15 protein-coding genes are annotated in these 18,790 nt (G+C 66.0%); 6 read left to right on the top strand and 9 right to left on the bottom strand.

Annotation, left to right across the window (positions count from 1 at the left end):
* Nucleotides 1-34: 34 nt before the first annotated feature.
* The 3 genes from MJ122_RS16140 to MJ122_RS16130 all read left to right on the top strand — a co-directional run bounded on the left by MJ122_RS16140 (nt 35) and on the right by MJ122_RS16130 (nt 4,791).
* The gene (locus MJ122_RS16140) at nt 35-1,948 is read left to right on the top strand and encodes a methyl-accepting chemotaxis protein (RefSeq protein WP_239744798.1); all 1,914 of its coding nucleotides are present in this window, start codon (nt 35-37) and stop codon (nt 1,946-1,948) included.
* A gap of 367 nt (nt 1,949-2,315) precedes the next feature.
* Nucleotides 2,316-4,262, top strand: a complete 1,947-nt coding sequence (locus tag MJ122_RS16135) for a methyl-accepting chemotaxis protein (RefSeq protein WP_239744797.1) — start codon at nt 2,316-2,318, stop codon at nt 4,260-4,262.
* A gap of 100 nt (nt 4,263-4,362) precedes the next feature.
* On the top strand, nt 4,363-4,791 hold the full coding sequence (locus MJ122_RS16130; protein WP_088415974.1) for a UPF0158 family protein: 429 nt from the start codon (nt 4,363-4,365) through the stop codon (nt 4,789-4,791).
* Between the two features lie 247 nt (nt 4,792-5,038).
* On the opposite strand, the gene MJ122_RS16125 is transcribed toward MJ122_RS16130, so the two are convergent.
* The 3 genes from MJ122_RS16125 to mexA are packed head-to-tail and all read right to left on the bottom strand — an operon-like array spanning nt 5,039 to nt 10,823.
* Nucleotides 5,039-6,508 carry an AdeC/AdeK/OprM family multidrug efflux complex outer membrane factor gene (locus MJ122_RS16125; RefSeq protein WP_088415973.1) on the bottom strand — a complete coding sequence of 490 codons (1,470 nt, stop codon included), beginning with the start codon at nt 6,506-6,508 and terminating at the stop codon, nt 5,039-5,041.
* Nucleotide 6,509: 1 nt separating this feature from the next.
* Nucleotides 6,510-9,650, bottom strand: a complete 3,141-nt coding sequence (locus MJ122_RS16120; RefSeq protein WP_088415972.1) for an efflux RND transporter permease subunit — start codon at nt 9,648-9,650, stop codon at nt 6,510-6,512.
* 15 nt (nt 9,651-9,665) lie between these two features.
* Entirely contained in the window at nt 9,666-10,823 is a 1,158-nt protein-coding gene (mexA, locus tag MJ122_RS16115) for a multidrug efflux RND transporter periplasmic adaptor subunit MexA (protein WP_239744796.1), read from the bottom strand.
* 270 nt (nt 10,824-11,093) lie between these two features.
* Here mexA and MJ122_RS16110 point away from each other — a divergent pair, with 270 nt between their 5' ends.
* The gene (locus MJ122_RS16110) at nt 11,094-11,528 is read left to right on the top strand and encodes a MarR family transcriptional regulator (protein WP_141099311.1); all 435 of its coding nucleotides are present in this window, start codon (nt 11,094-11,096) and stop codon (nt 11,526-11,528) included.
* Between the two features lie 51 nt (nt 11,529-11,579).
* On the opposite strand, the gene MJ122_RS16105 is transcribed toward MJ122_RS16110, so the two are convergent.
* From MJ122_RS16105 to MJ122_RS16095, 3 genes are all read right to left on the bottom strand, one after another.
* Nucleotides 11,580-12,155 (bottom strand): YceI family protein, encoded by a 576-nt coding sequence (locus tag MJ122_RS16105; protein WP_017520144.1) that lies wholly within the window; start codon nt 12,153-12,155, stop codon nt 11,580-11,582.
* Nucleotides 12,156-12,183: 28 nt separating this feature from the next.
* Nucleotides 12,184-12,738, bottom strand: coding sequence for a cytochrome b (locus MJ122_RS16100; protein WP_088415970.1), 555 nt, complete (start codon nt 12,736-12,738; stop codon nt 12,184-12,186).
* 176 nt (nt 12,739-12,914) lie between these two features.
* The gene (locus MJ122_RS16095; protein WP_088415969.1) at nt 12,915-14,402 is read right to left on the bottom strand and encodes a flavin monoamine oxidase family protein; all 1,488 of its coding nucleotides are present in this window, start codon (nt 14,400-14,402) and stop codon (nt 12,915-12,917) included.
* Nucleotides 14,403-14,582: 180 nt separating this feature from the next.
* Here MJ122_RS16095 and MJ122_RS16090 point away from each other — a divergent pair, with 180 nt between their 5' ends.
* Both MJ122_RS16090 and MJ122_RS16085 read left to right on the top strand, forming a co-directional pair.
* Nucleotides 14,583-15,986: an adenosylmethionine--8-amino-7-oxononanoate transaminase gene (locus MJ122_RS16090; protein WP_239744795.1), complete on the top strand. Its 1,404-nt coding sequence runs from the start codon at nt 14,583-14,585 to the stop codon at nt 15,984-15,986.
* 65 nt (nt 15,987-16,051) lie between these two features.
* On the top strand, nt 16,052-16,771 hold the full coding sequence (locus tag MJ122_RS16085; RefSeq protein WP_239744794.1) for a 16S rRNA (uracil(1498)-N(3))-methyltransferase: 720 nt from the start codon (nt 16,052-16,054) through the stop codon (nt 16,769-16,771).
* Nucleotides 16,772-16,784: 13 nt separating this feature from the next.
* Here MJ122_RS16085 and MJ122_RS16080 read toward each other — a convergent pair whose 3' ends face one another.
* From MJ122_RS16080 to MJ122_RS16070, 3 genes are all read right to left on the bottom strand, one after another.
* Complete coding sequence (locus tag MJ122_RS16080; protein WP_239744793.1) at nt 16,785-17,399, bottom strand: LysE family translocator; 615 nt, start codon at nt 17,397-17,399, stop codon at nt 16,785-16,787.
* Nucleotides 17,400-17,478: 79 nt separating this feature from the next.
* The gene (locus tag MJ122_RS16075) at nt 17,479-18,279 is read right to left on the bottom strand and encodes an AraC family transcriptional regulator (protein ID WP_239744792.1); all 801 of its coding nucleotides are present in this window, start codon (nt 18,277-18,279) and stop codon (nt 17,479-17,481) included.
* A 7-nt stretch (nt 18,280-18,286) separates the two neighbouring features.
* A complete protein-coding gene (locus tag MJ122_RS16070) occupies nt 18,287-18,787 on the bottom strand; it encodes a chemotaxis protein CheW (protein ID WP_239744791.1) in 501 nt (166 codons plus the stop codon).
* Nucleotides 18,788-18,790: the final 3 nt, after the last annotated feature.

Genomic DNA, 18,790 nt, shown 5'->3' with positions numbered 1-18,790 from the left:
GCGTACCGGCCCTGTTCAACGCTGGAGCGCCCTCATGTTTCGCTGGTTCAACAACCTGACTGTCAAACTCAAACTCGCCTCGGGCTTCGGCCTGGTGCTGCTGCTTACCCTGCTGATCGCCCTCACCGGCTGGATCAACCTGAGCAACGTCATCAGCCGTGGCGACAAGCTCGGCGAGATTTCCGAGCTGATCGCGATTGCCAAGGACCTGCGCATCGCCCGCCTGAAGTTCCAGTCCACGCGCGCACCGGAAGACGCCAAGCTGGTGCTCGATACCCTGGACAAGCTGGACCAGCGTCACCGTGTACTGAATGAACAGTTCACCGAAGCCGAGGACCGCCGCGTCATCGATCAACAGCATGAGCTGAGCATCGAGTACCGCAAGCTGTACACCCAGCTGCTGAAGTCCTTCGAAGAACGCGACGCCGCCAAGCAGCTATTGATCCAGGCTGCCAGCGCTGTCAGCGAAGGCATGCAGAAGGCCGAACAGAAGCTGGTGGACAGCGCCAGCACGGAAAGCCTGCAGCACCTGCAGGACCTCGCCGGCCTCGGCCGCTCCGTCATGCAGGCGCGCCTGCAGGTCATGGCCTACACCAGTACCGACGCGCAGAACCTCGAACAGCCCGCCTTCGCCGGCCTGCAGAAGCTGATCGACGGCGTGAAGAGCGACATGAGCACCTCGCCGGCCGAGCTCGCCGGCGAATTCCGCGCCACCCTCGATGCGCTGGAGACCTACCGCAACGCGCTGACCAACTACCGCAACGAGGTCAACGACAGCCAGGCCGCCCGCGACCGCATGCGCGACGCCGGCCAGCAGATCGAGAAGCTCAGCGCCGAGCTGACCACCACCCAGACCGCCAAGCGTGACGCCGGTGTCGCCCAGGCCAAGACCCTGCTGGGCCTGGCCGCGGCGATCGCCCTGGTGCTGGGCAGCATCGCCGCCTGGATCATCACCGGGCAGATCGTCAATCCGCTGCGCGAGGTGCTGGGCCATGCCGAGCGCATCGCCGACGGTGACCTCAGCCGTGACATCCCCACCAACCGGCACGACGAACTGGGCCAACTGCAGAAGAGCATGCAACGCATGAACCTGTCCCTGCGCGAACTGATCGGCCGTATCCACGACGGCGTGACGCAGATTGCCAGTGCCGCCGAGGAACTGTCCGCGGTGACAGAGCAGACCAGCGCCGGGGTGAACAACCAGAAGACCGAGACCGACCAGGTCGCCACCGCCATGAACGAAATGGCGGCCACCGTACAGGAAGTCGCACGCAACGCCGAGGAAGCCTCCGAGGCCGCCTCCGCCGCCGACCGTCAGGCCCGCGATGGTGAAGGTGCGGTGAATGAGGCCGTGACCCAAATGGACCGCCTGGCCGGCGAAGTCGGCCGCACCAACGAGTCGGTGCTCAAGCTCAAGCGCGAAAGCGAGAAGATCGGCAGCGTGCTGGACGTGATCAAGGCCGTGGCCGAGCAGACCAACCTGTTGGCGCTCAACGCCGCCATCGAGGCCGCCCGCGCCGGCGATGCGGGCCGGGGCTTCGCCGTGGTGGCCGACGAGGTGCGCGGCCTGGCGCAGCGCACCCAGTCCTCCACCGAGGAAATCGAAGAGCTGATCGCAGGCCTGCAGAGCGGCACCCAGCAGGCCGTGCAGATGATGGAAACCAGCCGCGACCTGACCGTCAGCACCGTCGACCTGACCCGCCGTGCCGGCGAGCGCCTGGGCGCGATCACCCGCACCGTATCGACCATCCAGTCGATGAACCAGCAGATCGCCGCCGCTTCCGAGCAACAGAGCGCCGTGGCCGAGGAGATCAACCGCAGCGTGATGAACGTGCGCGACATCTCCGAGCAGACTGCCGCCGCCAGCGAGGAAACCGCTGCCTCCAGTGTCGAACTGGCGCGCCTGGGCAACGAGCTGCAGGTACTGGTCAGCCGCTTCCGCGTCTGATTCCTCCGCAACGAAAAAGGCCCGCGCAATGCGGGCCTTTTCCATGGACAGCCCTTACAGCTGCGTCTGCCAGCCCCTTGCGCAGGACCCAACTGTCGGATGGGTGGAGCTTGCGATACCCATCATCCCATCGGCGCGGCCTGCGACAGGTATCGCTGCGCTCCACGCCGTCCTACGAAAGCTCGCCCGCGGCGCCTACGCGTCCGATATGCCGCGACGAATTCCCGCCTTCAGTTTCTCAATCTGCCGCCGATAGCCTCTGACGCACGAAGATGCGTCCCGACAATTCCACCTCGCCTCTGCACCTTTCGCTCTTGCCAGCCACGGGCCGTCGATCCCGCGGCGACGCCTGCCTGGAGTTTGCGACATGTACGATTGGCTAGTAGTACAGCTGGGACGCCTGAACGTCAGCCTGAAGCTGGTAGTGGGCTTCGGCATCCTTCTCTTCCTCACCCTGCTGGTGCTGCTAGGCGGCCTGCACAGCCTGGACAACCAGGCCGAACGCGGCAAGCAGATGGCGACCATCACCGAGCTCAACGACCTCAGCCAGCAGGCCAATCTCGCGCGCCTGCAATTCGAGCTGGGCGGTGATCGCAGCCAGGCCGAGCGCGTCGAACAGCACAGCACGAAGATGCTGGAGCTGATCGAACAACGCCTGAAGGGAAGCGACATCGACGCCCGCCAGCTGGAAGCCGCGCGCCAGGCAGTCAGTCAATACCGCGAAGCTTTCAGCGCCCTCACCCGTGCGGTGGACCAACGCACTCAGGCCCGCAGCACTCTGGTCGGCAGCGCGCAGAGCGCCCTGCAGGCTTTCGAAGCGCTGGACAAGCAGCTCTTCGAGCTGCTCGCCGAGCAGCCCGGCGATGCACAACTCCTGCAAGGCGCCCAGGCTGCCGGCCAGCTGCACCAGCAGTTGCTGGTGGTGCGCTACCAGGTACGCGGCTATGTATTCGAACAATCGGCCAGCGCCGAACAGGCTGCCTTCGCCGCCTTCGACAAGCTACGCGATACTGGCACCGCCTTGCAGAGCCAGTTGCCGGCCATCGCCGCCGACGGCCTGGGCGCTGCGCTCAAGGACCTGCAGAACTACCGCAGCGGCATCGAGCACTTCCGCGATGGCGTGAACGCCACCCTGCAAGCGCGCAAGGGCCTGAACGGCGCCAGCGAAGCGCTGCTCACCGCCGCCACCCGCCTGTACGACGACACCCTGGCGCGCAACGACGCCGAAACCGCCGCCGCCAAGACCCGGCAGATTATCCTCGCCATCCTGGCGCTGGCTTTCGGCATGCTGTCAGGCTGGGCGATCAACCGCCAGATCGTCCGTCCCCTGCACGAAGCCCTGGAACTGGCCGAGCGCATCGCCCAGTGCGATCTGTCCCAGGGACTGTCCCGCGATCTCAACCTCCAACGCAGCGACGAGCTGGGCCAGCTGCAGCGGGTAATGCTGCGCATGCGCGAGAGCCTGTCGCAGCTGCTCGGCCACATCGGCGGCAGCGTCAGCCAGCTGGCCACCGCTGCCGACGAACTCTCCGCCGTCACCGAGCAGACCCGCGCCGGAGTGAACAGCCAGCGCGTGGAAACCGAGCAGGTCGCCAGCGCCATCCATGAAATGGCTGCCACCGTGCAGGAGGTCGCGCGCAACGCCGAGCAGGCTTCCGCCGCCGCCCAGCAGGCCGACCGGCAGGCCCGCCAGGGCGATCAGGTGGTGCAGGACGCAGTGAACCAGATCGACCGCCTGGCCATCGAGGTGGATCGCTCCGCCGAGGCCATGGAACTGCTGCGCAAGGAAAGCGAGAAGATCGGCAGCGTGCTGGACGTGATCAAGTCGGTGGCCGAGCAGACCAACCTGCTGGCGCTCAACGCCGCCATCGAAGCCGCCCGTGCCGGCGAGGCCGGGCGCGGTTTCGCCGTGGTCGCCGATGAGGTGCGCGGCCTGGCCCAGCGTACGCAGTCTTCTACCGCCGAAATCGAGGGCCTGATCGCCGGCCTGCAGCGCGGCGCCCAGGATGCAGTGACGCGCATGGACGACAGCCGCCGCCTGACCGGCAGTTCGGTGGAGCTGACCCGCCGCGCTGGCGAGGCGCTGGGCGAGATCGCCCGCACCGTGGCCGACATCCAGGGCATGAACCTGCAGATCGCCTCGGCCGCCGAGGAGCAGAGCAGCGTTGCCGAGGAGATCAACCGCAGCGTGGTGCAGGTCCGCGAGATCGCCGACCAGTCCGCCGCCGCCAGCGAGCAGACCGCCAGCTCCAGCACCGAACTGGCGCGCCTGGGCAACGAGCTGCAACTGCAGGTGGGACGTTTCCGCCTGTGACGCGCCTGTCGGTCGGTACGCCCGCTCCGGCCGATAACGGCAGGACAGTTGTCATGCGCATGGCGTAGGATCGGACACTCGCCATGAAGGGAGAGTGACCATGCGCCCGCTGACCATCGATATCGACGAACTGGCCTTCGCGCTTGATACCCAGGGTATCGATCACTACCTCGACCTGTTCAGTGGCCAGGTGCTGCTGATACCGGAGGACGACCCCGACCCGGAGCTCGCCGAACTGCTGCACCGCGAGCCGGAGCGCCTGCTGCCCATCGAGCCGCTGAGCAGCGGTCAGTCGCTGGAGCTGATGCGCGACTTCCTGCGCGAAGTACCCGAACCCCACGCCTATTCCGCGCTGGCCAACGCCATCGAGGGACGCAAGCCGTTCAAGGCGTTCCGCCACGTGCTGATGGGTTATCCGGAGCTGCTGCAGGCCTGGTACGTCTACCAGGGCGAGCGCCTGCGCGAATGTGCGCTGGACTGGCTGGCCGACAACCAGATCCAGCCGGCCACGCGCAGCGCGATGTGGTAGTCCGGATGCTCGCGCGCCGAGCGCCACCGTAGGGCGGATAACGCCTGTGGCGTTATCCGCCATCGGGGCGGGCAACCCACTCAGGGTATTCGCCCTACGTACCAATCGATGGGTATCGCTTCGCTCCACGCCATCCTACGAGAGCAGTAGCGGCGGATTACCCGTCCCGGGTTATCCGACCGACGTGTTGCCATCGCCTGTCCCCAAACAAAAACGCCGCCCCGAAGGGCGGCGTTGCTGTTTGCGATCAGAACAATCGGCCTTCCGGCGCCTCGTTGGAGATCGGCTTGGCTTGAGCGGCCGTGGCCTGCCATCCGCCGCCGAGGGCCTTGTACAGGTTGACCTCGCTGGTCAGCTGGTTGAGGCGGTCGGTGATCAGCTGCTGCTGGGCACTGAACAGCGAGCGCTGCGCGTCGAGCACGGTGAGGTAGTTATCCACACCGGTACGGTAGCGCTTGTCGGCCAGGCGGTAGTACTCGCTGCTGGCGTCCACCAGCGAGCGCTGCGCCTGCAGTTGCTCGTTGAAGGTGCCGCGCGCGGCGAGGCCGTCGGCGACCTCGGAGAAGGCCGTCTGGATGGCTTTCTCGTACTGCGCGACGTTGATGTCCTTCTGCACCCGGGCCAGGTCCAGGCTCGCCCGCAGGCTGCCGGCGTTGAAGATCGGCAAGGTGATCGAAGGCTGGAACAGCCAGGTGCCGGAGCCGCCGTCGAACAGGCCGGACAGGTCCGGGCTGAGGCTGCCGGCGTTGGCGGTCAGGCTGATGTTCGGGAAGAACGCCGCACGCGCCGCGCCGATGTTGGCGTTGGCCGCCTTGAGCTGGTGCTCCGCCTGGAGGATGTCCGGGCGGCGCTGCAGCAGGTCGGAGGGCAGGCCCGCCGGCACGGTGGCCAGCAGCTCGTCGGACAGCTGGCGGCCCTGGGGCAGGTCCGCTGGCAGACCGGAGCCAAGCAGCAAGACCAGAGCGTTCTGGTCCTGCGCCACCAGGCGGGTGTATTGCGCCAGGGTGGCCCGCGCGCTTTCCACCTGGGTCTGCGACTGACGCAGGTCCAGCGCCGAGGCGACACCGACCTCGTAGCTGCGCTTGGTCAGGTCGTAGCTCTTCTGGTAGGTGCCCAGGGTATTGCGGGTCAGCTCCAGCTGGGCCTGGTCGGCGCGCAGCGTCAGGTAAGCGTTGGCGACGTTGGCCACCAGGCTGGTCTGGGTGCTGCGACGGGCCTCTTCGCTGGCGAAGTAGGTTTCCAGCGCCTGGTCACGCAGGGCGCGCAGACGGCCGAACAGGTCGAGCTCCCAGGCGGTCACGCCCAGGGTCGCGCCGTACTGGCTGCTAATCATCGAGCTGCCGGTCTGCGACAGGTCGGCTGGCAGGCGCTGGCGCGAGCCGGAGACGCTGGCATCCACCGCCGGGAACAGGTCGGCCCGCTGGATGCGGTACTGCGCCCGGTAGGCTTCGATGTTCAGCGCGGCAACGCGCAGGTCGCGGTTGTTCTCCAGCGACACTTCGATCAGCCGCTGCAGTTGCGGGTCCTTGAAGAACTCGCGCCAGCCGATATCGGCAGAGGCGTTGGCCGGCTGCGCCGCACCGTAGGCATCGCCCTGGGGATAGGCCGCGGCCACGGGCGCCTCGGGGCGCTCGTAGTCGGGGATCAGGGAGCAGCCGGACAATACGACGGCGGCAACGGCCCACGACAAGGAGGGCAACAAAAAGGACTTTCTCATATCAATGCCCCTTCTCGGCGGCTTGCTGTTCCTTGGACGCCGGGTCCTTGAACAGCGTACTGACCACCACATAGAACAACGGCACCCAGAAGATCGCGAGGATGGTCGCAGTGACCATGCCGCCGATCACGCCGGTACCGATCGCATGCTGGCTGCCCGAGCCCGCGCCGGTGGAGATCGCCAGCGGCAGCACACCGAGGACGAAGGCCAGGGAGGTCATGACGATCGGGCGCAGACGCATCCGGCACGCCTCGATGGCCGCTTCGACTATGCCCTTGCCCTGCTCGTGCAGTTCCTTGGCGAACTCGACGATGAGGATCGCGTTCTTCGCCGACAGGCCGATGGTCGTCAACAGGCCCACCTGGAAGAACACGTCGTTGGACAACCCGCGCATGGACGTCGCCAGCAGCGCACCAATGACGCCCAGCGGCACCACCAGCATCACCGAGAACGGGATCGACCAGCTCTCGTACAGCGCCGCCAGGCAGAGGAACACCACGATCAGCGACAGGGCGTAGAGCGCGGGGGCCTGCGAACCGGACAGGCGTTCCTCGTAGGAAAGGCCGGTCCAGGCATAGCCGACACCCTTGGGCAACTGCTTGACGATGTCTTCCACTGCCGCCATTGCCTCACCGGTAGAACGGCCCGGGGCCGGTTCACCGAGGACTTCCATGGCCGGTACGCCGTTGTAGCGCGCCAGCTTCGGCGAGCCATAGCTCCACTCGCCGGTGGCGAAGGCACTGAATGGCACCATCTCGCCGGCGCTGTTGCGCACGTACCACTTGTCCAGGTCTTCCGGGCTCATCCGTGCGTTCGGGCGGCCTTGCAGGTAGACCTTCTTCACCCGACCACGGTCGATGAAGTCGTTGACGTAGTTCGAGCCCCAGGCGATGGACAGGGTGCTGTTGATATCCGCCAGCGAGATGCCCAGGGCACTGGCCTTCTCGTCGTCGATCAGCAGTTTGTACTGCGGTTCGTCGTTCAGGCCGTTGGGACGCACGCGTTGCAGCATCGGGTTCTGCGCGGCGAGGCCGAGGAACTGGTTGCGCGCCTGCATCAGCACTTCGTGGCCGACGCCCGCCTGGTCCTGGAGGAAGATGTCGAAGCCCACGGCGTTACCCAGTTCGAGTACCGCCGGCGGGGCGAAGGCGAACACCATCGCATCCTTGAAGCTGAAGAAGTGCTGCTGCGCACGCTGGGCCAGGGCGAACACGCTGTTCTCCGCGCCCGGACGCTCTTCCCAGGGCTTGAGCATGATGAACGCCATGCCCGAACTCTGGCCGCGGCCGGCGAAGTTGAAGCCGGTCACGGTGAACACCGAGGCCACCGAGCTGCTTTCCTTCTCCAGCAGGTACTCGCGCATGGAGTCCACCACCACCTGGGTGCGCTCGGCGGAGGAACCGGCCGGGGTCTGCACCTGGGCGAACAGCACGCCCTGGTCCTCGTCGGGGAGGAACGCTGTGGGGATGCGGGTGAACAGGTAGACCATGCCGGCCAGGATGATCACATACATCAGCAGGTACGGCGTGCGGTGCTTGAGGATGGAGGTGACGCCGCGCTCGTAGCCATGGGTGGTGGCGAGGAACTTGCGGTTGAACCAGCCGAAGAAGCCGCGCTTGTGCTCGCCATGGTCGCCCTTCTCGATGGGCTTGAGCATGGTGGCGCAGAGCGCCGGGGTCAGCACCAGGGCCACCAGCACCGACAGGGCCATGGCCGAGACGATGGTGATGGAGAACTGGCGGTAGATCACCCCGGTCGAGCCGCCGAAGAACGCCATCGGCAGGAACACCGCCGAGAGCACCAGGGCAATACCCACCAGCGCGCCCTGGATTTGGTCCATCGACTTGCGCGCCGCCTCGCGGGGTGACAAGCCATCCTCGGCCATCACCCGCTCGACGTTCTCCACCACCACGATGGCGTCGTCCACCAACAGGCCGATCGCCAGCACCATGCCGAACATGGTCAGGGTGTTGATCGAGAAGCCGAAGGCGGCGAGTACGCCGAAGGTGCCCAGCAGGACCACCGGCACGGCGATCGTCGGGATCAGCGTGGCGCGGAAGTTCTGCAGGAACAGGTACATCACCAGGAACACCAGCAGGATCGCCTCGCCCAGGGTCTTCACCACCTCATGGATGGAGGCGGAGACCACCGGGGTGGTGTCGTACGGGTAGACGATCTTCATGCCCTGCGGGAAGAACGGCTCCAGGGTGCTCAGGGTTGCGCGGATCGACTTGGCGGTGTCCAGCGCGTTGGCGCCGGTAGCCAGCTTGATCGCGATACCCGAGGCCGGTTTGCCGTTGAACTGGGCGTTGATGCTGTAGTCCTGGCCACCCAGGGCGACGTCGGCGACGTCTTTGAGGCGAACCTGGGAACCGTCGGCGTTGACCCTGAGCAGGATGTTCTTGAACTGCTCGGCGCTCTGCAGGCGGGTCTTGCCGATGATGGTGGCGTTGAGCTGCTGGCCCTTGACCGCGGGCAGGCCGCCCAGCTGGCCGGAGGAGATCTGCACGTTCTGCGCCTGGATCGCCGTCTTCACGTCGCCCGGAGTCATCTGGAAGCTGTTGAGCTTGGCCGGGTCGAGCCAGATGCGCATGGCGTACTGCGAACCGAACACCTGGAAGTCACCCACACCGGCGGTCCGCGACAGCGGGTCCTGGATGTTGGAGACGATGTAGTTCGACAGGTCTTCCTTGGTCATGCTGCCGTCGGTGGAGACGACGCCGACCACCATCAGGAAGTTCTTCACCGCCTTGGTCACGCGGATGCCCTGCTGTTGCACTTCCTGCGGCAGGAGCGGCGTGGCCAGCTGCAGCTTGTTCTGCACCTGTACCTGGGCGATGTCAGGGCTGGTGCCCTGGTCGAAGGTCACGGTGATGGTCATGCTGCCGTCGGAGTTGGACTCCGAGGAGATGTAGCGCAGATGGTCCAGACCGTTCATCTGCTGCTCGATGACCTGCACCACGGTGTCCTGCACCGTCTCGGCGGAGGCACCCGGGTAGCTCACCTGGATGGCGATGGCCGGCGGTGCAATGGCCGGGTACTGGTTCACCGGCAACTTGAGGATCGACAGACCGCCCGCCAGCATGATCACCAGGGCGATCACCCAGGCAAAAATGGGCCGGTCAATGAAAAACTTCGACATGACGAATCCCCTTGATTAACCCTGCTTGGCCGGCTCGGCGGCGGCGGGCTTGTCGGCGGCACCAGCGGTGGGCGCCACGTTCTTCGCGGGTACGGCCCTGGCCTGGGCGCCCGGCTGGACGTACTGCAGGCCTTCGGTGATCAGGCGGTCGCCCGGCTTCAGGCCATCGCTGACCAGCCAGTAGGCGCCGACGGTACGGTCGGCCTTGATGGTGCGCAGCTCGACCTTGTCCTCGGCGTTGAGCACCAGCGCGGTCGCCATGCCACGGAAGTCACGGGTCACGCCCTGTTGCGGCGCCAGGATGGCCTGCTTCTTGATGCCTTCCTGCAGCTGCGCATGGACGAACATGCCCGGCAGCAATTCCTTGTTCGGGTTGGGGAAGATGGCGCGCACGGTCACCGAGCCGGTGCCCTGGTCAACCGAGACCTCGGAGAACTCCAGCTTGCCCTCGACCGGGTATTCGGAGCCGTCTTCCAGGTACAGCTTGACCTTGGCAGCGTTGTCGCCGGCCTTCTCCAGCTGCCCGGCGGCCAGCTCGCGGCGCAGGCGGATCAGCGACGTGGAGGACTGGGTGACGTCGACATAGATCGGGTCCAGCTGCTGCACGGTGGCCAGCGCGGTGCTCTGGCCGTTCTGCACCAGGGCGCCCTCGGTCACGCTGGAGCGGCCGATGCGGCCGGAGATGGGCGAATAGACCTTGGTGTAGCGCACGTTGATCCTGGCGTTGTCCACCGTGGCCTTGGCCTGCAGGTAGGCCGCCTGGGCGTCGGCGTATTGCTGCTTGCTCACCGCCTCGTCCTTGACCAGTTCCTTGTAGCGCTCCGCCTGCTGCTGGGTGGAGACCAGGTTGGCCTGGGCGCTCTGCAGCGTCGCTTCATAGGTGGCCGGGTCGATCTGGTACAGCTGCTGGCCTTCCTTGACGTCGCTGCCTTCCTTGAACAGGCGCTTGAGGATGATGCCGTTCACCTGCGGGCGAACCTCGGCGATGCGATACGCGGTGGTGCGACCCGGCAGCTCGGTGCTCAGGGTCACTTCCTGCGGTTGCAGGGTCACCACACCGACCTCGGGGATCTGCTTCTGCTGCGGGGCCTCGGTCTTGTCGCAGCCGGCAAGAGTGGCCATGGCGACGAGCAGGGCCGGAACCAGGGCGCGCATGGCTGGCTTTCGTTGCATATCGTTGTCCTCGTGAGCAAAGCATCCGGTTTGGCTGTGGGCTTGCCGGTCCGGAAAAGCTGGCAAAAATACTTACATTCAGCTGTGTTTGTAAACGTCCGAAAGCCCTGAGGGAAAACTACTGAAACGTTTTAGCCAATGGCCGTTATCACAGTAGGTTTCCCACAAGGCAGTCGCAGCGGCGAACAAAGTTGATAACATCAACTAAAATACGAAAAAATGGTTGAGCCGATCAACCTGATTTACACAAGGTTTACCGTGACCGAGCCGATGACCCACAGCGTGAATCCCGACCTGCCACAGACCTTGATGAAGGTTCTCGACCATTTGCGCGAGCGCCTTCAGGACCAACTGTGCGCGGAGGGAATCGACCTCACTCCGCCGGACATCCGCCTCCTCGAGCTGATCGGCGCCGATGCCGGCCAGAGCCTGCAGAGCCTGGGTCGCAAGATGTGCCGCGACAAGGCGCTGGTGACCCGCAAGATCCGCGAGATGGAAACCCTCGGCCTGGTTCGCCGTGAACGCAACCCGATCGATCAGCGCAGCTTCCAGCTGTTCCTCACCGAGGCCGGGTGCCGCATCGACGAGCGCACCCAGGCCATCCTCGCACGGACCCATGACAGTCTGTTCGCGCCGCTGAACGACGAGGAGCAACGCACCCTCACCCAGCTCCTGCGGCAGTGCCTGCAAGGCCGCGCGGACTGACCGCACAAACGAAAACGCCGGCATTCGCCGGCGTTTTCGCTTCGCTGCGTCTTACTGACGCACCCCTTCTACCGACAGGGTCAGCTCGACTTCCTGGGAAGCCGGGCCGAGGTCGCGCTGGATGTTGAAGTCCTTCAGCTTGAGGGTGGTGGTGCCGAGGAAGCCGGCACGGTAGCCGCCCCACGGGTCATCGCCCTGGCCGATCAGTTCGGCCTTGATGGTGACCGGCTTGGTCACGCCGTTCAGGGTCAGGTTGCCGGTGATCTCGGCATTCTTGCCGTCGGCCTTCACGGCGGTCGACTCGAAGGTCGCGGTCGGATTCTTCGAGACGTTCAGGAAGTCCGGGCTGCGCAGGTGCTTGTCACGCTCGGCGTGGTTGGAGTTCACGCTGTTGGTGTTGATGGTCACCTTGACCTTGTCGGCGGACGGGTTCTTCTCGTCGAAGGTGAAGGCACCGTCGAAATCGTCGAAGCGGCCGTACAGCCAGCTGTAACCCAGGTGCTTGATGCGGAACTCGATGAAGGCGTGCTGGCCTTCCTTGTCGATCTTGTAGTCGGCGGCCATGGCCTGGCCAGCGGAGAACAGGGCGGTACCCAGCGCCAGAGCGGCGAACGTCTTCTTCAGCATTGAAGCAATCTCCCTTTGAGGTGAGGTGTTATTTCGCGGCACGACCGAGCATGCGCACGAGCGTCGCGTCTCGATCGAGGAAATGGTGTTTGAACGCCGCCAGGGCATGCAGCACGGCCAGCACCACCAGGGTCCAGGCCAGGTACAGGTGGATGGCGCCGGCAATGTCGGCCTGGTCGGTGAGGCCGCTCAGGGTGGCGGGCACGTCGAACCAGCCGAACACGCTGATGGGTTTGCCTTCGGCGGTGGAAATCAGGTAACCGGCGATGATCACGGCGAACAGCAACGCGTAGAGCGCCAGGTGGCCGAGTTTGGAGGCCAGGCGGGTCATCTGGCCGTGGTTGGCCGGTGCCGGCGGCGCCGGGCTGAGGAAGCGCCAGAGCACGCGCACCATCAGCGCGATAGCCAGGAGAATGCCGATGCTTTTGTGGATTTCCGGGGCGCGGTGGTACCAGGTGTCGTAGTAGTCCAGCTCGCGCATCCACAGGCCCAGGCCGAACAGGCCGAACACCACCAGCGCACTGCCCCAGTGCAGGAACAGGCTGACCAGTCCGTAGCGAGCGGGGGAATTACGCCATTGCATCGATCGACATCCTTGAAAACGGGGAATTCAAGCCTAGCGGCAAATCCATCGAATAAAAGCAGAAAATCCTGCTTTGAAACATCGACTGACAAGATAAGTCCGCTCCGAAACGCCCGTCCCAGAGCCAGAAACGACAATGCCGGCTTTCGCCGGCATTGTGGATAGAACGGGTTCGATCAGAACGGCAGCCAGGACATGATGCCCTTCTTCTCGCCCTTCTCGGCCGGCTTGTCGCTGGCAGCCGGCTTGTTGTCAGCGATCATCGCCTTGCCTTCGAGCACCGGCGTCTTGCCGGCCTGCAGGTCGCGGACCTGGCTGGCAGCGCGCTTGCCGCTGCGCAGGGCGCCCTCGATGGTGCCCGGATACAGCGCGTCGGTGTGCTCGCCGGCGAAGGCCACGCGGGACACCGGAGTCTCCCACACGCGCCAGAAGCGGCTGATCTGCCCCGGACCGTAGGCCAGGTAGGAACCGCCGGTGCCGACATCGGTGCTGTAGCGACGCATTTCATAGCCGTCATAGGCGCCGCGCATCTTCGGGTAGTACTTGTTCATGCGGATCAGCACCTGCTCGGAGAGCTGGCGGTCACCAAAGGCCTGCATCACGCGGGCATTGTCGCCGGACAGGTTGATCAGCACGTTGGCGCCGCCCTTGGTCGCGGGCTCGACCCAGATCATGCCCAGGCCCTGGTCGCTGTAGATCTCGCCGGACAGGCGCGACTTGTCGTCCCATACCGGGCGCTTGAACTTCATCAGGATCTGGTCGCGCCAGCCGTAGTTGGTACCCTTGAGGGCTGCCAGCTGCTTCTCGTTCAGGCCCGGAGTCAGGGTGATGTTGCCCAGGGCGCGCAGCGGTACGGCCAGTACCAGGTAATCGGCGGTGTAGCCGGTGGGGCCGACCTTGACGGTCACGCCGTCCTTGTCCTGGCTGATCGAGGTGACCTTGGCGTTGGTCTTGATGGTCTTGATCTGCTTGACGAAGGCCTGGGCCAGCACCTGGCTGCCACCGGGCAGACGCGCCGCGCGCAGGTCACGGTCGTCGACGCCCCGGTACACCCGGCCCTGCTGGGCGAGGTAGAGCAGCGACAGGCGCGACGGCTCGTCGTAGTGCGAGCGGATGCGCTGGTTGACCAGCAGGCGCGCGGTCGGCGACAGGTTCAGCTTGTCCAGCCAGCGCGCGGCGGTGAGCTGGTCCAGGGCGAACAGGGTCTTGTTCGCCAGCGGGTTGAGCGGGTCGTCGATGGAGGCGGACAGCTCGTTCAGCGACTTCTCGAAGCGCTCCAGGTCCGCGGCGACGGCGGGCATTTTCGCCTTCAGGTCGGCGCTGGTGTAGTAGACGCCGTCGATCAGGTAGCTCGGGGTGCGGACGAAATCCGGCGCCGGCACCGAATTCACCTTCAGGGTGCTCAGGTAGCCGTTGAGGGTCGGCTGGACCTTGTTGTTGCCGATCCACTCGCTGGTGGCCAGGCCCGAACGGCCGCCCACCTGCGGCTTGGCTTCGAGCACGGTGACCTGCCAGCCCGCCTGCTGCAGCTCGTAGGCTGCGGAAAGACCGGCGAGGCCGCCGCCGACCACGATGGCGGTCGGTTGTTTGTCCTTGCCCAGCGCCACCGCGCTGAACACCCCCAGAGCAAGCAGCGCGGCAGCGCGCAGCCATCCCATTTTCATCGCCGGAATTCCCCGAATTGGTGCAAAGGCGCGAAGCATACGTGAGCGCCTGAAAGCCGAATAGCCATGTTGGTCGGCTACCTGCGGCATGTGTCGTAGGACGTGTCCTTGTTCATCTCAGGTGCATTGAATAGGCTTGCCGACCAGAGCGAGCCGACAGTGACGAAGAGGAGTACCGCCATGGGCCTGAACGCCGAGTGGATGCAGCGCGATCTCGAGGTGCTGTGGCACCCCTGCACCCAGATGAAAGACCACGAGCGCCTGCCGGTGATCCCGATCCGCCGCGGCGAAGGCATCTGGCTGGAGGACTTCGAAGGCAAGCGCTACATGGACGCAGTCAGCTCCTGGTGGGTCAACGTCTTCGGCCACGCCAACCCGCGTATCAACCAGCGCATCAAGGACCAGGTGGACCAGCTTGAGCACGTGATCCTCGCCGGTTTCAGCCACCAGCCGGTGATCGAGCTCTCCGAACGCCTGCTGCGCCTGGCGCCGGCGGGTTTCTCCCGGGTGTTCTACGCCGACAGCGGCTCGGCCGGCATCGAAGTGGCGCTGAAGATGAGCTACCACTACTGGCACAACCTCGGCCAGCGGGAGAAGAAGCGCTTCATCACCCTGACCAACAGCTACCACGGCGAGACCGTCGCCGCGATGTCGGTGGGTGACGTGGCGCTGTTCACCGAGACCTACAAGTCGTTGCTGATGGCCACCATCAAGGTGCCGACCCCGGACTGCTACCTGCGCCCCGAAGGCGTGAGCTGGGAAGAACATTCGCGGACGATGTTCGCCGCCATGGAACAGGCGCTGGAGCAGCACCATCAAGAGGTCGCGGCGGTGATCGTCGAACCGCTGGTGCAAGGCGCCGGCGGCATGCGCATGTACCACCCGGTCTACCTCAAGCTGCTGCGCGAGGCCTGCGACCGCTACGGCGTGCACCTGATCCACGACGAGATCGCCGTCGGCTTCGGCCGCACCGGCACGATGTTCGCCTGCGAACAGGCCGGCATCACCCCGGACTTCCTGGTGCTGTCCAAGGCGCTGACCGGCGGCTATCTGGCGATGAGCGCGGTGCTCACCACCGACAAGGTCTACCAGGCCTTCTATGACGACTACGCCACCCTGCGCGCCTTCCTCCATTCGCACACCTACACCGGCAACCCGCTGGCCTGCGCCGCCGCCCTGGCGACCCTGGACATCTTCGAGCAGGACAACGTGATCGAGGCCAACAAGGCCCTGGCGGCGAAGATGGCCAGCGCCACCGCGCACCTGGCCGACCACCCGCACGTCTCGGAAATCCGCCAGACCGGCATGATCCTCGCCATCGAGATGGTTCAGGACAAGGCCAGCAAAACCGCCTACCCCTGGCAGGAACGCCGCGGCCTGAAGGTCTTCCAGCACGGTCTGGAACGCGGTGCGCTGCTGCGCCCGCTGGGCAGCGTGGTGTACTTCCTGCCGCCGTACATCATCACCCCCGAGCAGATCGACTTCCTCGCCGAGGTCGCCAGCGAAGGTATCGACATCGCCACCCGCGACAGCGTGAGCGTAGCGGTCAGCGAACGCTTCCCCGAGCATCGCGATCCGGGCTGATCGGCTACAAGCGGCAGGCCGAAAGCTTTAAGCTTGCCGCTTTCCCCCATCAGTTCGACATCGCCATGCGCCTCTCCCGCTTCTTCATCGACGCCCCGCTCTCCCTCGGCCAGCACGAGCTGCCCGAAGCCCAGGCCCACTACATCGGCCGCGTACTGCGCCACAGCGCCGGTGACGCGGTGCAGTTGTTCGACGGCTCGGGCCGCGAATTCCTGGGCGAACTGATCGAGGTGGGCAAGAAGAACGTCCGCGTGGACCTGCGCGAAGCCTTCGACGGCCAGGCCGAATCACCGCTGCGCGTGCACCTGGGCCAGGGCCTGTCCCGTGGCGAACGCATGGACTGGGCGATCCAGAAGGCCACCGAACTGGGCGCCAGCGAAATCACCCCGATCGTCAGCGAGCGCTGCGAAGTACGCCTGAAGGACGAACGCGCCGACAAGCGCATGGCCCACTGGCGCCAGGTGGCGATCAGCGCCTGCGAACAATGCGGCCGCTCGGTACTGCCGCTGCTCAACGCCCCCATCACCCTCGCCGAATGGCTGCAAAGCTGCGAGGCACAACTCAAGCTGGTGCTGCACCCGGTGGCCGAGCCGTTGACCAGCCATGACAAGCCGGCAAGCCTGGCCTTCCTGATCGGCCCGGAAGGCGGTTTGAGTGATGCGGAAGTGGCGCAGGCCCAGTCGGCCGGATTCCATGCCGCGCGACTGGGCCCGCGCGTGTTGCGCACCGAGACCGCGCCGGTGGTGGCGTTGAGTGTGGCGCAGCAGCTGTGGGGGGATTTCTGAGCGCTTCGGCGATTCAGATTCCCCGCAGCGCCAACCCCGCCAGCACCAGTAGTACCAACCCGCACAGCGCATGGCTGACCCGGTGCCAGCGCGGCGAGGCGTTGCGCCGCAGCCAGTCCACCAGTGCCGCGCAGAGGAAGCAGCAGAGCACCGAGGCGGTCATGAAGCCGGCGAAGAACACCAGTGAATCCGCCAGCGACGGCACGCCGTCCACCAGCCCGGCCATGGCGCCGCCCAGCGCGCCCCAGTAGACGATGTTCTTCGGGTTCGACAGCGACAGCATCGCCCCGGAAGCAAACGCCCCGGCGTTGTGCTTACCGGGCTCGCCCTCCTCGACCACGCCGACCTCACGCGCATCGCGCAGGCTCTGCACGCCCAGCCAGGCCAGGTAGGCGGCGCTGGCCAGGGTCAGCGGCAGGCGAAAGGTTTCATGGCCGAACAACAGCGCCAGGCCGGTCAGGCCGATCAGCGCCCAGACGGCATCGCCGATCAGCGAGCCGAATTGCACCAGCAACGCCGGGCGGAAACCGCCCTTGAGGCCTCGGCGCAAGGTTTCGGCGAGCACGGCGCCGGGGGACAGGCAGAAGACGGCGCCGAACAGCAGCGCGGCGAAGAACAGGGTCAGCATGGATCGACTCTCGAGCGGGATGGCGATGGAGGCAGTCTGCCTGACCGCTCCCCCGGCGACTTGAACCGGATTGCGCCCTTCAGCGCAGGGCGCGCTGGAAACTGCCCGGCGATACGCCATAGGCGGCGCGGAAGTGCCGGTTCAGGTGGCTCTGGTCGGCAAAGCCGAGCTCATGAGCCACTTCCGTGGCTGGCAGGCCCGCGCGCAGCATGGCCTGGGCGCGGCGGGTGCGCAGTTGCATGGCCCACTGTCGCGGGCTGAGGCCCACCCGCTTCTGGAAGCTGCGCAGCAGGTGAAAGCGCGACAGGCCGAGGTAGGCCGCCATCTCGTCGAGGCTGGGTTGCCGCGCGAGGTCGGCGGCCAGCCAGTCCTGTAAATCGGAAATCCGGCCACCGGTCTCCAGACGTTCCTGTGGCAGCCGCACGCCCATGGCTCGGGCGATCTCGGCCAGCAGCAGGGTCAGGCGCTCCTCGCCGCGCTGGCGAACGAAGGCGTCATCGCCCAGCACGCGCTCGACAGCGTCGGCCATGGCAGCTGCCAGGGCGGGCAGGCAGTGGGTGGGGCGCTCGAACTCCAGGCGCAGCAGGCCGAGCATCCGGGCCAACTGTTCGGGCGCGACGTAGAGGCTGACGAACTGCCAGGGCTGGCCTTCGGCAACGCCGCCGCCCTGGATCTGCCCCGGGTTGTATGCGGTGATCGCGCCGGGGCCGGCATCGAAGGTTCGGCCGTCCAGCCAGACGCTTTCCTCGCCGCACAGGTTGGCGCTGATGACGAATTCATCGTGGCTGTGGCGTTCGAAACGGTGGCCGCCGAGGGTGGCGCCGGCGACCTCGAAGCCGGGCTGGTCCCCCAGCTGGGCAAGGCGCAGGCCAGCGCTCATGGCTGGCTCAGATCAGGCCGGAGTCGGCCAGTTTCTGCTCCAGCGCGGCCAGGTCGGGGATGCGTGCGTGGGCGTCACCCAGGTCCACCGCGTCCAGCTCCAGGGGCGCCAGCGGCACGTCCAGGCGCTTGAGGTCGTCGCCGACCTTCAGCGAGCGTGGGATACCCTGCACCAGCAGGGCGAAGAACTTCACGTTGGGCCTTCCGCCCAGGGCGTTGACCACGATCACCCGCGCGCCGGGGCTGACTTCGGCCCGGCCGTCGGAAGCCGCCTCGAAGGACAGCAGCGGCAGGCGCAGGTCGCGCCAGGCCACCTGGCCCAGGTACCAGGACGGCAGGCCGTCCACCGGGTGCGGGGCACGGTAGGTGATCAGCTCGGCCACCGCCACGTTGGGCAGCAGCAGGTTGCGGTCGGCCAGCGGCACCAGCAGGCCGGTCAGGCTGCCGGGGGCGGCGTTGGCCACGGCGGCATTGGCGGCGCTGGCATTGGCGACGGGGAGATCACTCATCGG

Origin of the sequence: Pseudomonas sp. DP-17 (assembly GCF_022380625.1) — a bacterium.
Classification (GTDB): Bacteria; Pseudomonadota; Gammaproteobacteria; order Pseudomonadales; family Pseudomonadaceae; genus Pseudomonas; species Pseudomonas nitroreducens_A.
This window is presented reverse-complemented; position numbering and strand designations above follow the sequence as displayed.